Origin of the sequence: Phaeobacter cretensis (assembly GCF_047372505.1) — a bacterium.
GTDB classification, from domain to species: Bacteria; Pseudomonadota; Alphaproteobacteria; order Rhodobacterales; family Rhodobacteraceae; genus Phaeobacter; species Phaeobacter cretensis.
In genome coordinates, this window is the sequence record NZ_JBKBEU010000002.1 from 79,700 (window position 1) to 93,960 (window position 14,261).

14 protein-coding genes are annotated in these 14,261 nt (G+C 54.1%); 5 read left to right on the forward strand and 9 right to left on the reverse strand.

Annotation, left to right across the window (positions count from 1 at the left end):
* Positions 1-43 precede the first annotated feature (43 nt).
* The 3 genes from ACEWZM_RS19200 to ACEWZM_RS19210 all read right to left on the reverse strand — a co-directional run bounded on the left by ACEWZM_RS19200 (position 44) and on the right by ACEWZM_RS19210 (position 4,088).
* Positions 44-676, reverse strand: a complete 633-nt coding sequence (locus tag ACEWZM_RS19200; RefSeq protein ID WP_414008239.1) for a hypothetical protein — start codon at positions 674-676, stop codon at positions 44-46.
* Positions 677-1,199: 523 nt separating this feature from the next.
* Positions 1,200-2,525 carry a vanadium-dependent haloperoxidase gene (locus ACEWZM_RS19205; RefSeq protein ID WP_414008240.1) on the reverse strand — a complete coding sequence of 442 codons (1,326 nt, stop codon included), beginning with the start codon at positions 2,523-2,525 and terminating at the stop codon, positions 1,200-1,202.
* A 129-nt stretch (positions 2,526-2,654) separates the two neighbouring features.
* Complete coding sequence (locus ACEWZM_RS19210; RefSeq protein WP_414008241.1) at positions 2,655-4,088, reverse strand: SLC13 family permease; 1,434 nt, start codon at positions 4,086-4,088, stop codon at positions 2,655-2,657.
* A gap of 307 nt (positions 4,089-4,395) precedes the next feature.
* Between ACEWZM_RS19210 and tsaA the strand changes: the two genes are divergently transcribed.
* The 5 genes from tsaA (at position 4,396) to ACEWZM_RS19235 (ending at position 9,907) form a co-directional block, all read left to right on the forward strand.
* Positions 4,396-4,854 (forward strand): tRNA (N6-threonylcarbamoyladenosine(37)-N6)-methyltransferase TrmO, encoded by a 459-nt coding sequence (gene tsaA / locus ACEWZM_RS19215; RefSeq protein WP_414008242.1) that lies wholly within the window; start codon positions 4,396-4,398, stop codon positions 4,852-4,854.
* Between the two features lie 135 nt (positions 4,855-4,989).
* Positions 4,990-6,495, forward strand: coding sequence for an ABC transporter substrate-binding protein (locus ACEWZM_RS19220; RefSeq protein WP_414008243.1), 1,506 nt, complete (start codon positions 4,990-4,992; stop codon positions 6,493-6,495).
* A gap of 166 nt (positions 6,496-6,661) precedes the next feature.
* Positions 6,662-7,540: an ABC transporter permease gene (locus ACEWZM_RS19225; protein WP_414008244.1), complete on the forward strand. Its 879-nt coding sequence runs from the start codon at positions 6,662-6,664 to the stop codon at positions 7,538-7,540.
* Positions 7,541-7,658: 118 nt separating this feature from the next.
* On the forward strand, positions 7,659-8,381 hold the full coding sequence (locus tag ACEWZM_RS19230) for an ABC transporter permease subunit (protein ID WP_414008245.1): 723 nt from the start codon (positions 7,659-7,661) through the stop codon (positions 8,379-8,381).
* Positions 8,382-8,386: 5 nt separating this feature from the next.
* Positions 8,387-9,907 carry an ABC transporter ATP-binding protein gene (locus ACEWZM_RS19235; protein ID WP_414008261.1) on the forward strand — a complete coding sequence of 507 codons (1,521 nt, stop codon included), beginning with the start codon at positions 8,387-8,389 and terminating at the stop codon, positions 9,905-9,907.
* Here the strand turns inward: ACEWZM_RS19235 and ACEWZM_RS19240 are convergent.
* The 6 genes from ACEWZM_RS19240 to ACEWZM_RS19265 all read right to left on the reverse strand — a co-directional run bounded on the left by ACEWZM_RS19240 (position 9,904) and on the right by ACEWZM_RS19265 (position 14,089).
* Positions 9,904-10,449 (reverse strand): gamma-glutamylcyclotransferase, encoded by a 546-nt coding sequence (locus ACEWZM_RS19240; RefSeq protein WP_414008246.1) that lies wholly within the window; start codon positions 10,447-10,449, stop codon positions 9,904-9,906. The two genes, ACEWZM_RS19235 and ACEWZM_RS19240, sit on opposite strands and share 4 nt — an antisense overlap.
* 82 nt (positions 10,450-10,531) lie before the next feature.
* On the reverse strand, positions 10,532-11,203 hold the full coding sequence (locus ACEWZM_RS19245) for a M23 family metallopeptidase (RefSeq protein ID WP_414008247.1): 672 nt from the start codon (positions 11,201-11,203) through the stop codon (positions 10,532-10,534).
* The gene (locus tag ACEWZM_RS19250) at positions 11,200-11,784 is read right to left on the reverse strand and encodes a hypothetical protein (RefSeq protein WP_414008248.1); all 585 of its coding nucleotides are present in this window, start codon (positions 11,782-11,784) and stop codon (positions 11,200-11,202) included. Before ACEWZM_RS19250 ends, ACEWZM_RS19245 begins: the two co-directional genes overlap by 4 nt.
* Positions 11,785-11,820: 36 nt before the next feature.
* Positions 11,821-13,014 (reverse strand): acyl-CoA dehydrogenase family protein, encoded by a 1,194-nt coding sequence (locus ACEWZM_RS19255; RefSeq protein WP_414008249.1) that lies wholly within the window; start codon positions 13,012-13,014, stop codon positions 11,821-11,823.
* Positions 13,015-13,036: 22 nt separating this feature from the next.
* Positions 13,037-13,453, reverse strand: coding sequence for an acyl-CoA thioesterase (locus tag ACEWZM_RS19260; protein ID WP_414008250.1), 417 nt, complete (start codon positions 13,451-13,453; stop codon positions 13,037-13,039).
* A 30-nt stretch (positions 13,454-13,483) separates the two neighbouring features.
* Complete coding sequence (locus ACEWZM_RS19265; protein ID WP_414008251.1) at positions 13,484-14,089, reverse strand: type 2 periplasmic-binding domain-containing protein; 606 nt, start codon at positions 14,087-14,089, stop codon at positions 13,484-13,486.
* Positions 14,090-14,261 lie beyond the last annotated feature (172 nt).

Below are 14,261 nucleotides of genomic sequence, written 5' to 3' on the forward strand. Positions count from 1 at the left end.
GAAGCGAATAGGCTAAGGCTGAGAACTGTTCGCAGCATACCCGTTAGGCCGTCTGTGGATCGCTGATACGGCGCGGCGTGCGCCTTGGTAGGTCGATAGGTGCGCCACCGTGCAAGAAAAAGAACAAGAACACCCCATAGAGATTGCCGTGCAAGAGCGGAGATTCCTGCAGAGTTACGGCAAAGAAGGTGAAAGCGAATAGCAGGAATAGAGCGATCGGGCGTATCAATTGGCCCAAGGCAAGCAGAACACCGGCCATCAGCTCAATCGCCATCATGATCAATGCGACAACCTGCACGGGTAGCCCAAAGAGCTGCATACTACCGTGTTCTAAAATGGCGATCAGTAAGGTGGGTTGTAAGAACTTCACCGATATCGCGATTATTGCAAAAGTGGCACCTATGGTCACTTGCACAAGGTTCCAGATCACACGAGGGGAGTTGGGCAGAAGTGCTGGGAGACTCGGTGGTAGGAGGCGGTCAACGCTGTAAGCACCCCCACCAAAATGCATCAGTAATAGCGCGGGTGCTGCAAAGTGGAGGCCATAATATGAAATGAAATCAAGGGAAAATAGGCAGCTTCCCAGGCCCGCCAGGCATACTATCCCTAGGGCCGCAGCACGTGTCCCAAAGCCCAACACCAGAAACACGGATGAGATCAGAGCAGGAAGTGCCAACCAGTCCCACCCTGGCACAAGCGCCAGCTGCATATCGGGGACGAATAATGTTGGAGTGCTCCAAATCTCAACACCATGGCGGGGGAGGCCTCCTAACGCATTTAGGCCGACAGTCGTTCCTAACCCGATTCGTAGACATAATGGCCCCCAACTTTCACCACGTTTGCGCAAAGGTTGGCAAAGCCTTTCTTCGATTGGTCGTAAAGCCTGCCCGGTGAAGACCACAGCAAAGGTGATGACGGCGCTAAGGACTGAAAAGCCCATCAGCAGTGTCGGGTTTCTAAACAGATTTGGCACTGTACGTTGGGAAAGGATTTGAACCTCGTCCGGGGTAAGCAACCATGGTTCGTGAGCGGCTGCGGATCCGCCGATTAGGCAAATGCCTAGACTGAGGGCAGCAATATGGGCAGGGCAGGGCTGCACCATGGGCACACTCCTTCGCTAAGGATCTGGTAGGTCGCAGAGCCAGCCTGACAGGCATTATCCCCGTAGCAAGTGGGCCCCTGCTACGGGGATGGTTCGGTTATTGTGACAGTTTGGTCGACAGGATACCGGCGCAATCGGTCGCGGCACTGCTTTCTGAGTTCAGAACAGCGTTGACCGGGGTCAAGAATTCAGAGCTGATATGGTTACCGATCTGATAGCCGAGCATGTCCCCAACTGTGTTGGACCGACGGTAGTGTACGCCGCCGATCACACGGGATTCTGATTCTTCTTCCGCGAATTGCGCAAAAGTCTGATAATTGCGGCTGTAGCCGTCCTTCCCTTCAAAGCTAAAGGTGAACTCGTCAGCGCCAAATACAGCTTCCATTACCTGCTGGGCGGCGCTGCCACTGGTGCAGTGTTGGCAGGGATACTCAGGATGCATCGGTGCTGCCACCAGTGACGCCCAATCGTCCATCGCATCCATTTGCGGGTTCTCATACCCGTTACCAAGAGCGGCAATCGCGGTCTCGGGGCGCCATAATTGGTAGGTGTACTTCGCATTGAATCCGGCGATCAATGCGTCGGTTAGTGCGATGTTCAGCAGGGCCAGTGTCCGGGCTTCCTCAACAAGGGGGAGCTCGCAAGCGCGGCTGCTGTCGCGAGCAATCTGGTTCCATGCCCCGGAGCCTGACCCAGCATGGAGTTTTGCAATGGCGATCAACTCTGGATCAGCCTGCGAAGCGGCTCCGCCAAGTATGGCAACTTCTGCCAAGTCTCGCTGAAATTGCAGGCTATTGAGTTGGGGCGGCGGAGGGACATCAAACTGCTTTGCTGAGGTCAGAGCAAAGGGCTGCATCTTACGGATCTTTGGGGCGACCATTGGACGTTCAGACGTCGGTTGGTAGATGCCAACATCTTTAGGTCCGGGAGTGAAGTCGCTGGAAAAATCGGCCCCATCAGCCTCGCGTAGATCCAGCACCGCCTGCGCAGCGGCTTTGCCTAGCTTAATGCCACTATCCAGGGCCATAGCATCCGATACACTTGCGAATGCATCTTGGGCAGTTGCGGCTAAGTCGGCGCTCTGTTCAGGCATGAGAGCCTGCATTACGGTCAACGCAGCTTGTGTCACGGCCGCGCTTCGATCGGCAGTGGGGTCTTTCGGACCGTTGTAGGCAAACGCGTGATAGGTACCATCGACGGCATTGGCGGCGTCGAACATGGCAGCGTGCAACAGCGTCAGGTTCCGCTGGCGTTGGGCACCAGGCCATTTTTCTTTGGCGGCAAAGCGCATTGCGGTCTCTTGCCAATCCGCAGCCAGTTCGGCCTGTACCGGTGCGCTGGTTGAGAAAAATAAAGTGGCAGCCAGCCCGGTGATACAGGCCTTAGATAGCGGTTTGCGGGTCCAGTGGGTCTGGGTCAACATCGGAATACCTCGTCCGTGAAATTACACCTACAGGTAGAAACTCTTTGGCTGATTGCACAAATCGAAAGTCCCGAAGACGCCCCTCAGCTTTTCTTCTGGGACGCCTTTGAGAGGATCAAATTAGTGGGATCAGAGCATATTCAATAGGTGCCACCACAGCAGATCCAGTGGTGCGAGCAGCAATAAGCTGATGAAAAATAGGCTTAGGCAGAGACGTATCACGGCACTTGCAGGCAGATTGCCCGCTTGGATCGCTGCGATTAAGGGAGGGGCTTGGAACGGCAGGAATACATTGGAAAATGCCACAACCTGCGTCATCAGTACAGTTTCCAACGGGAGGCCGGTGGCATCAGATAATTCGCCAGCCAATGGCGTCATAACAGCGGGTACCCCAGGAAGATTTGTGATCATTGCCACCAACGTCGAAAGGCCTATCAGGATCGACGTGTTCCAGACCGGCCAATCCGCAGCAAAGGCTACCTTGCCGGTGATAGCACCAACGACGGCCTCGCCCAGACCGGCAGAAGATATGACCGAGCCCAGTCCCATAATGCCTGCAACAAATAACAGCGCACCATAGCTCAGATCAGTATTGATGCAGCCCTTGCGCGTCAGGTCAGCGCCGGGAAGCAGGCAAATTAATGCGGCGGCCATTCCGACCCATGCTGGGGAGATCATATGAATTTGGTCTGTGAACCAGAGTACAAGACAAAGGGCCAATACAATGCTCAGCATCCGTTCTTGACGGCTGAAGGGAGTAGGATCGCTTGGTGCCTTAGTGCTTCGCAATGGGATACGATCGGGAAACATTATCATTGCGAGTCCGACTAAGACTGCAGATTTCACAATGCCAAGCACAGGAAAATGCAACAGCAGGTAGTCGAAATAGGAAATGTTGATCCCGTAGATGGTTTCCGCCATGCCCACCAGGATCATGTTTGGTGCGTTGGCGGGGAGAATGGTGAATGCGGGCGCGAAGGTGCCAAACGTCGCAACCGCCAGCATCGCAGTACGGCCATTAGAGGCCGAACCAAAGCCGATGCGCTCTGCTAGGGCGGCGATCACCGGAAGTAGAATCATTATCCGTCCGATAGAAGAAGGCATTACAAATGCCAAAGCCACAGAGAAGGCGACGATACCGGTTAAAAGGCCGCCATAGCTGCGTAGTGGTAGCAGCGCGAGGACTGCCGCTGCACGCTTGTCCAGAGTGGTGTGTTTGATCGCAGCGCCAAGAATTAAGCCGCTGAATAATAACCAAAATGTTGAAGAGTGAAAACCGGAAAATATGGTCTCCGGTGTAGCCACACCAAACACAACTGCGATGAGAAAAAATGCGAGTGCGGTCCAATACTCTGGCACAAGGCCTGTGGCCCATAGCCCGATAGCGCTGATCGACAGGGCTGCCACGATCGCAAGATCCGGGGACAAATATGCCGAAGTCGCCACGGCGGCAAACGCCGCACAGGCGAGGACCAACAGCAAGGTCCATAGCGAGCGGGTATTACGAAGCAACTGAATAAGGGCTGGCGGTGTTACCGGGGTGGGGGAGCTTTGATCGGTCATGCGTCTGACGGTCCTCTGATCGCGTATCAGGATCCGATATGCAGTCCCTTAGGGTCGTGAATCCAATCGATTTATCAGAGACGGGACCTCATGAAATCCAAAGGTTCCGCTGACCTCAAGGTTCCTGAAGGAGTTGGAAGGAGTTGACTGTGACCTCAGTATTTCTGAGTTCATCCATCTGGTATTCAAATTTTACGACCTTCCGTTTGCGTCATATTAGAGGTTAACCGTTCTACGGTGGCCCGCCCGATCCTGCCCTTGCAGGTGAGCCAGCCCTTTTCCTTTCACAGACCGTTTGCGAGACACCATGACCGATACGACTCGGCTTTTGACAATACCCTCTGAAACAATTGAGGTTCGACCAATTGGAGTTATCCGTACCGGGTTTGAGCACGTAAAGGATTGTCCAATGTCAGGGCGACGCAATGCCACGCTGAGCCGGATTGAAGTGGCGCTGGAGTATCAGTCGGCGTTGCACAATATCGAATTGGCCTCGCATCTTTGGGTGCTCTATTGGTTGCATAAATCCGACCGTAGCGCCCGCGTGCGCCAAGCCCGAGGCAATCAGGTGGCGCGTGGTGTCTTTGCTAGTCGCGCCCCAAACCGTCCAAATCCCATTGGGCTAAGCGCGGTGCGATTGGTGGAGTATTCACATGGGATTCTGACGATCAGTGGTTTGGACTGTATCGACGGCACGCCTGTAGTGGATCTGAAACCGGTCGTTCCGAAAGAAGATGCCTGCCCTGAGGCGACCATCGGCTGGTAAGCCGCCCACGGATTTCACCGTCGCCAATAGAAGAGTAGACTCATGCGGTTATTTCGAATTTTCTGTCGTCATCTATTTAGCCGTCAATCGGCATCCGGGCTGTTGCTTGGGGCAGTATTTTTGGGGATGCCGGGTATGCAGCCCTTGCCAGCGGCAGAACCGTATCGGCAGAGGCAGTTGGTGATTACCGACAGCAAGGGTGACCGCGGAATGCTCGCGCCTTATGTGCATCGCAAAAATGGGATTGCCTATCTCTACACCTCCTATGTTTTTGACACGTTGATCAGCCAAGACGCGGACGGAAATCCGGCGCCTGGTCTGGCCCGATCCTGGGAACGTTCGGAAGACGGGCTCACTTACTCCATCGCGTTGCAGTGGAACGCAAAATGGCACGACGGGACGCCTGTTACCGCCGACGACGTTGCCTTTACCCTGCGCTACATTACGGAACATCCGTATGTCTTTGGGTCATTAAAATCGATTGATCGGATTGAGGTCGAAAGCTCCCATGATTTCCAGATCCACACTAAACGTGCCGAATATGGCTTGATTGAGGGGGTTTTCTCGGCGGTCCCGATCCTGCCGCGGCATGTTTACGAAGGAGTCGCCGACCCCTTTCAATTTGCGACTCCCGAAGCGGCTACAGGGAGTGGCCCGTATCGATTGGTCACATATGACAAGGCACAAGGGCGTTACTTGCTCGAAGCAGTAGAGGACCACCCGCTAGGTCAATCAAGGTTTGAGCAGGTTCGGATCGTAAAAATGGGCCCTGATGCCGCGCTTCAAGCGATGAATGCCGGTGAGGTTGACATTATTTCGTACCTGCCGCCGGATCGTATTTCGGTGGCAAAGGCATCAGGTTTCACAGTGGAAACTGCTGCAAGCGGCCACGTCTTGAGATTGGGTTTCAATCATCGCGCACGCTTTGTTTCCAAAGAACTACGCCATGCAATCGCCTATGCCGTTGATCGAAATACGTTGTTGGAGACTGCTTTCCCAGGGATCGCTGATCTTGCTGACACCGGGTATTTCCAAAAGGGATCTCGCTGGAAGAGTGCCGTACCTGCACCCACTTATGTATTTGATCCGGTAAAGGCGCACAAATTGCTGATCGAAGCTGGCTGGACACGGAGCGCCGAAGGCCAATGGAAACATGCCGGTGAAGATATTCGATTGCGATTGGTTACCGACGGGCGCGAAGTGAAGCCCGCACGGGTGATCGCTGAGCAGCTTGAAGCATTTGGATTTACTGTCGATCTGCGCGTTATGGAAGTCGCGGCGTTGCGTAGTCTTGTGGCTGAGGGGGACTATGATCTGACATTGTTCTCCTCAAGTACCTTGGGCGATCCCAGCAACATCAGTCGTCGCGTTTTCGGCAGGGGTTGGAACAGTGACCGTTTCCCTGCCGACCCCGAAATGACCAGTCTTATTAAGGAGCAGGTGGTTGCGAATACTCAAGCGGAGCGTAGAAAGGCATTGGTGGAGTTCCAGCAGCTTTATGCTGAAAACCTGCCTTCATATATGCTGATCAATCCGTTGATGGCTACAGTGTTTAACGATAAGATTTCGGCGCCGTTTATGCCCGGTGGCGTGGCGATTGGCATCCCGTCGTCGCTGCACAAATCTCTGTTCCTAGAGTGATCCGGTGGTAGATATCTCTACACATCAGCATCCTTCAGGGGTGGCGAAAACTGCGCGTTTTACATCGTCTGGTTTCAGTCGAGGCGCTCGTTTGCTGGCTGGGTTTTTTCTGAGATTTCTGATCTTCATATTTGTCGTAGTCCTTTGTTCTGTCCTTTCGCGTTTGATGCCCGGTGACACGCTGGAGGTGATGCTGTCGACGGATTTAGCTCGTGGTTTCGGAGCGGGGGAAGTGCTAAAACTGCAGGACAGTATGGGGCTGGGAGGGGATCTGGCATCGCAGGTCTGGGACTATTCTGTCAGGTTCGTATCGGGTGATCTGGGGTATTCTATTCCCCATGCGGCTCCGGTTGCGGAATTGTTGCTGGCGGCCGTACCCTGGACCGGGCTTTTGATCCTGAGCGCAACACCAATTTTTCTTGTTTGTGGGACCTTGGCCGGGATCGAGGCAGGCTATACGCCGAAAGCTGGTCTGGATCGCTGGGTAACACCAGTAATTACCTTTCTTGCCAGCCTACCGCCGTTTACGGGTGCAGTTCTTTTGTTGCTCACATTTGGTATTATCTGGCCGGTCTTACCGGCCAGTGGTGCGGAGTCTTTGTTCCCGGTCTCGGATCGCTTGGGGCAAGCAACCGATATCGCACGCCACGCGATTTTGCCGGTGCTGGCGTTGGCTCTGCATGAGTTGGCGCGGTTCTACTTTTTGGCGCGTGCTGAAACTATCAGCTTGGTGCAACGTGATTTTGTCGTAAACGCAAGGGCCCGTGGGATATCTCCATGGCGGGTGCGTTGGGCCTATATCGGTCGCAGTTTGGTGCCGGTTTGTTTGTCCCGATTGAGCGATACGATGACCGGGCTGATCAGCGCCGTGTTCTTTGTTGAAATTGTCTTTTCCTACCCTGGAACAGGGTACCTTATTTACACTGCCATTCTAGATCGAGATTATGATCTGCTACAGGGAGCAGTTGTTTTTATGGCTGGGTTCGTTCTTCTAGCGAACTGGCTTATCGACGGTTTGGCGGGACGGCTTGCGGAACGTGGATGATATGCAAGCTCTTCCTAGGCGTGGTGCGCCGTTTGGGATAATCTCCACAAGTTACTTGGGTGCGAAGATAGTTGTGGCGATCTGCCTTGCTATCTGGCTACTGGGCCGGCTCGAATGGTTGACTTACCATACTAGCCGAGACGTGCTGGTTGCTCCCGGGCGATCACATTGGCTGGGTACCAACGAGATTGGGCAAGACGTATTGACGGGTCTAATCCTTGCGACACCGACGACCCTCGCATTGGCCATGTTAACCGCCTTATTTGCAGTGGCGCTCGCCCTTCTTGCAGCGAGTCTGGTCGTTTTCGGCGGGGGGATCTTGGCCGGGCTGGTACTGCGGGTCGTGGATATTCTCCAAGTCGTTCCGACAATGTTGCTGCTGTTGTTCATCGCCGCCTTGGCGAACCCTGGTTTTATGACGATGGTCTTCCTACTTGCTCTGACAGGTTGGAGTGACGACGTGCGTGTAGCCGTCACAGTGTTACGGCGTGAGGCGCGACGTGAGAACATTCAATACACACGGGCAATGGGGGCAGGCTGGCTCTATTGCTGGCGTTGGCATCTCTTTGCGGCGCTTCAGCCGGTGATTGGTGCATTGCTGGTCCAGAATATTAGGCAGGCTGCACTAAAATCCGCAGGGCTTGGTTTTCTAGGACTGACGGATCCACGGCTGATAACCTGGGGGAGCATGATGCAATCAGCCATGGATCAACTTTATACCAGAGCGTGGACCTGGCTATTACTCCCACCTGCCATCTTGCTGTCGATGTTTCTTCACGCGACGCTGCGACTGGGCGAGCGACGTCTGCGTCACCATACAGGATTGGAGAAGGTGCTTTGATCCGGGTGGAGCATTTATGCCTATGGCACGGACAGCGGGCAATCCTGAGCAATGTATCATTCACTATACCGACCGGGCAAACTCTTGCCTTGATTGGGGCTTCTGGCAGCGGAAAGACGTCTCTCGCGCGTCTTTTGCTTGGGGTGCTTCCGGGTCGGACGTGTGATACCAATGTAACGGTCTCGCATGACAGGCATGGGTTCAGGTGGTCAGGACGGGCAGAGGTGCTTGGTGTTGACATGTTGCAGGCTTCGTTACGCGAACGACGAAAATTGCGTGGCGCAGGCGTTGGTCTCATTGTTCAGGCGCTAGCAGATGCGTTGAACCCTCATCAAACGGTGCTGCAACATATTGCAGAACTACTGCCGGTTTCTCGACATCGCCAAGCGGAAGCCAGTTCGCTTTGTACGAAGTTCAATATCCCGCAACGACTACTGCACAGATATCCTGCGAGCCTCAGCGGCGGTGAAATTCAGCGCGTTCTGACTGCGCTTGCATTGGTGAAAAGACCCAAGGCGCTCATACTTGATGAGCCGACTGCGGCGCTGGATCGCGGGAATCGTATACGGGCGGTCGCTGTCCTTGATGATGGTCGGGCGCAGCGCAGTCAGTTGCTTATTACGCATGATTTAGAGCTGGCTGAACAAATGGCGGATCAGGTCGCCATCTTACATGGTGGCGCTTTGGTGGACACTGGGCCGGTCGTCGACATGCTGGCGGGTCCCGGAGCGGCCAATACTAAGAGCGTCATTGGTTTCCGCGCAGGCCCAACTCGAAGACATAACAAGCTTGGCATTACCCCGTTGGTCCCTAGTCCCGAGCCATTCATAGCCGACCCGCCTGGTCTGGTTGTCCAGAACGTATCTTACCAACGCGGCAGCACACAATTGTTGCGGGATGTATCATGCGTCGTGACGCCAGGTCGCTGTCTCGCTGTATTGGGACCAAGCGGTTGTGGCAAAACTACTTTCGCACGATTACTTGCGGGTTATGATGCGTTAAAGACAGGGCAGCTGTTATGGCGCGAGCGGTTGGGTGCGCCTCCACGGACCTGTCATCCGGGTGAGTTGGCGCTGGTGTCGCAACACCCGCATCGTGCTTTGGCCCGGCATATGACCGTTGCAGAAGTTTTGGTAGATACCTGCCGTTTGAATCGCGGTACAGGCATCGCTAGCAGCGATGCTAACATGATGGACCTTCTGGAGAAAGTTGATCTGCCGCGCGATGAAAAATTCCTATCACAACGCGCAGCAGATCTATCAGGAGGTGAGGCACAGAGACTTGTTATCGCGCGCGCGCTTTCGTCGCGCCCCCGTTGTTTGATTGCGGATGAGTCGACAGCATCTCTGGATCAGGTCATGCGCGATCAGATCTTACATCTGCTCAGGCGTCTGATGACTGAGGATAAGCTTGCCTTGATCGTATTCACCCACGATCCCAAGGTTGCTGGAGCTCTTGGCCATGATATCCGATTTCTTTCTGACGGACAGTTGCGGCTCAGCCCGTCAATGGAGGATGTAGCTTAGGTAGTCTGAACCGCCTGCAATGTGCGTACTTCATCAGAAAGCCAATCAAGCTTATCATCTGCAATCCCAAGGGAGCGCAGGTGGTCGGCAGTATTCCAGAGATACTCACAATTGGGGCCGCGTTCACCTGCCGCATGAGCAATGATCTCTGCTTGCCGGGACAGGCTGTGATTGTCGTATTGTTCATGGTCTCGGTTGACCACATAGGTCAGCGCCTCGACGACACGGCCGTCATTCAACGTAAGCGGAGCAGTGATCTCGCGATAGGCAGGGTTGAAAAGCTCCCGTGCGCGCAGATCTTTTAGAACTTCGGTCTCTTGGCCGTGCCGTACTGACAGGGCGACCCCGTTGCAGACGCTATCTTCTGCGGCGTCCAGAGCGAGAACCAAACCGGGTTGTGTAAAAGTTCCGCGATAGCGCAAGGAATTCAGACAAAACCGGCGTTGATAGCCGACGAGCTGGGCCGGCAGCTGTTCTGCTGGACTAAACCCTGGATCCCAAATCAGCGACCCATAGGCAAAAACCCAAAGTGTGTCGGACATAGTTAAATTCCTTGATAGAGCGCATGTGTCCCCCTGTTAAAAAAGGCGGAAGAGGTCAGGGGCCCCTCTCCCGCCAAGCCGATCAGTTCGTTAACTTGCGATAAGAGGCCATCAGGCTGCTGTAAGGGGGTACAAAGACTGCTCGCGTTTTATCACCGATCTGTACGGTTTCTTTGATGTCGAAATGGAGGTGAATCGGAATTTCCGAGACCCAAGCATTGGATACTTTGCCAAGTCGGTCGCCTTTGGTGACTTTGTCCAGCGGGGCGACTGCTAGGTCATCCATATTCATGTGGACATAGCGGTAAAGCGTACCCGAAGGTGTCTGCAACGTCAGTGCAAAGCGGCCTACATGTGCAATCACGCCATCCTCAACCGCGACAGCCCAATGTGTGTCTGCTTTACAGGTGGCAGGCCTGATATCCTGTCCCTGATGCCCACCTGATGCGCAAAGGGGCAAATCAGAACGGCGGAGTTCACAAAAGTTGTCCCGCCATGGATAGTCGTAGTTGATAGTATCACACTGATCTCCACCGTTCCCCTTGAAACCGCCTGGCGCATAGGCATGAGAGTTGGCATAAGCCGGCCCGCTTTCGAGCGGAAACCGCAATGTCGGATAGAGGACTGCTGCTACTTTTAATCCGATGCCGGTGCCTTCGATCAAGTCCCCGGGTGCGCGGAAACGCTCCTCAGCTATAGTCGCTGAGACGCAGAGTGTTGTGAGGGCCATTCCCAAAGCAATAGCGCGCATCATTTGCTGTCTCCTTTGACAATGATCAGCGTCGTGGCCAATTCGGCTAGATAATCAGGCTTGATACAGCGCGCATCCTTGGTAGGGGCGTCGCAGGTGATCCTGAGCGTATAGAATGCACCAAAGCGAGACAGCATGTGATCTGCACCGTCACCAATTGATTCATATGCATAGCTTTCGTTCACGAAGGACAAGCCCGGCACATCTACGAGACGAGTTTTGGCCCCCATCACACTCAGTTGTGCATCCTCCAGCTTGTAGTAGGCGGAGTAGGCACTGCCCTGTCCTTGAAACGCGGGGAGATCGACGGCTGCCTCTGCACCAAGGATCATGATAGGTAAGGTCACGTCATCAAATCCGGCGGGACTGGATGCCTTAAACGCAGCACCTACGGTTGCATCAGCATTCTGCAGATCGTCAACAGCTGATCCTGCGGCCTTCCAATCGATAGCGCTGACAGCACGGATTGGGACTTGATCAATTGACGTGTCGACCGCAATTGCTGGCAGTGCGAAAAGCGACATTCCTGCGGTCGCGGCTACAAACAACCCGCCGATTTTGACAGGGGTGGATGAGGTCATCATCTCTCTCCAAGTATATTTCATTTAAATGGACCGGCCTTAGGCCGGCTCAAGGTCTTTTTGTACAACAGGGGCTGTGGCTTTTTTGGTCTTGGCGTGCAGCCGTGTCATCTGGCCGAAGATATTGCGCCGATGCATTTCTTCGGTCCCGCCGACGCTGCAAAACGCTAGAGCATCGCGCAGGAAAGTGGTCACTTCACCTTCGTGATAGCCTTTGCTGCCATAGAGCTTCATCAACTCCATCGCGCCTTCGACAATGGTTTGTGCGCCTACGAGCTTTGAGATTGAACAGGTCATCGCTGCTTCAGGCGCACCGCTAAGCAACTGATGCAGGGCTGCATAAGACACCCATTTTGTGCTTTCAGTCCCAATGCGGATGTCGGTCAGTTTCTTTTGGATGTACTGATGTTCAATGATGGGAACATCAAAGGTTTTGCGGCTTTTGGAGAAATCGAACGCGTCGCCCAACATCGGCTCAATCAACCACGCGGCCGCCAATCCATAATACAACCGGCCCATGGATACGATATTGACGAGATTACGCAGACCGGCACCAGGTTCACCCAGAAGATGGCCATAATGCAGCGGAACATCCTCAAATCGCATCTGCCCGGTTGGAAGGTCAAGATTGCCAAGCTTCCTATTTTGCGCCCCGATTGTTAGACCCGGACTATCCGCATCAAGGAGCACCAGCGAAATGCCTTCACGACCGTGGTCGCTCAGCTTACACACAACGAGTGTGAAGCTGGCGACCGGAGCATGTGCGATGTTGTATTTCGCACCGTTCAGGCGGAACGTCTCATTCGGGCCCGGCGTCAGTAATGAAGAGGTCGCGCGCACGTCAGTGCCAGTATCAGGGTCCGCAATAGCGGTCGCGCTCAGCTCCCCTTTCAGTATACGACCCATATACTCGCGCTTTTGACCGTCACTACCGTAGAGATCAAGCGCGCGAACCATGCCAGCCTGCGCGATAACCGAAAGCAACATGCCGGGAGTGCGTAGCGTCGCGGCAAGCCCCTCTAACGCAGCAGTAAACCCCCACCAATCCCGACCATCACCGCCAAATTCCCGCGGTACAATCATGCGCCACAATCCCGCAGCGGTCAGTCGGTCCCAAGTCTGCTGGTCGAAAGCCCGGCGGCCAAGGCGCAATTCATCCCGATCCGCCATTTTGCCGATTGCGGCAAAGGCTGTGCGGGTCTGCCCCTGCTCCGGTGTCCATTCCAATTGCATTTTTCTTCCTCGCAAACAGGGATCAGGTGGTTTCCTGGAAGGTTGCAACGGCTTCTTTGAAAGCATCGGGCACCGGGTAGGTCGCCTGCTTTTCGTAGTCGAACATGACATGGACAGACTTTGTATTGGCGACTACCCGACGATCGGCATCATCGATGTGCATCACATGCTCCATCTCAAAGCTTTTGCCACCGAAGCTGACGACGCGGCTGCATACAATCAGATTGTCACCATAGAGCGCTTGCGAGATGTAATCGCACGATGTCTTGACCATTATATGCGGCAACTTCTCGGATTTAGGCAGCTCCAAAAGGACGTGCATGTATTCCAGATACGCCATTTGCAGGAAGTCATAGTAGACCGGGCTGCTGACGTGCCCCATGGAATCTGTATCGCGGTAGCGGATTTCGATGGGAGTTTCGAAGGCTTTGTTAGACATGGGTTCTCTCCTGTAATGAAAGGCGTGGGGTTAGGCGTGCTGGGTACAATCCTGGCAGGCTCGCTTTTCCAGCGGCCCATGGATGGTAAAGCCCATAGGGACCGGTCCAAATTTACGAATGATCGGAAGAGCGAACTGCTCAGCAGCGCAGAGTGTCGTGATGCAACCGTCTGCGTGCCCTTCAGCGCAATCTCGGGCTGCGATGACATTGCTGGAGACGAAGCGGCGTTCAATCTCGATCGGGAGTAGCTTTTCCGGGGCGGGATGCGTAGCACAGACGGTCGGCTCAACCCCGGTGCGCGATGCTAATACCATGTTGTCAGTATTCATGATGAATACATCCAACAGTTTCATTTTCTGAATATGTTCATAAATGATAGAATGCAGGTGAGGGTAGGCAACTACGCCGACCAAAACCGCACCATCTTGACACGCAACACTGTCGGCCGCTTGCTCCATTGTCTGGTGCAATACGACTTTTGCCCCCTGACATCTACGCAATGCCCAAGATAGCCCTGCTCTTTCACAATTTGTTCCCGCAGGGCCCAGCGTATGAACCTGTTTTACCCAGCTGAATGTTTCGGGGGGCGGAATATACTCAACGTCAGTGCCATTGTCGATTTGAAGATCCATCATCCGTTTTTTCCGCTAGTTTTTTGGAATTGGCTAAACGAGCGCAACCAAATTATTCTGAAAAGCATAGTAATATCGATCGCGAACGTCGATTTAGTGTACGGCTATCGAGGAATTAATTTGCCTTTGCTCGTGCTGCCCTTATTTCCGTCTACTCAACGAATCTGATTTCGTT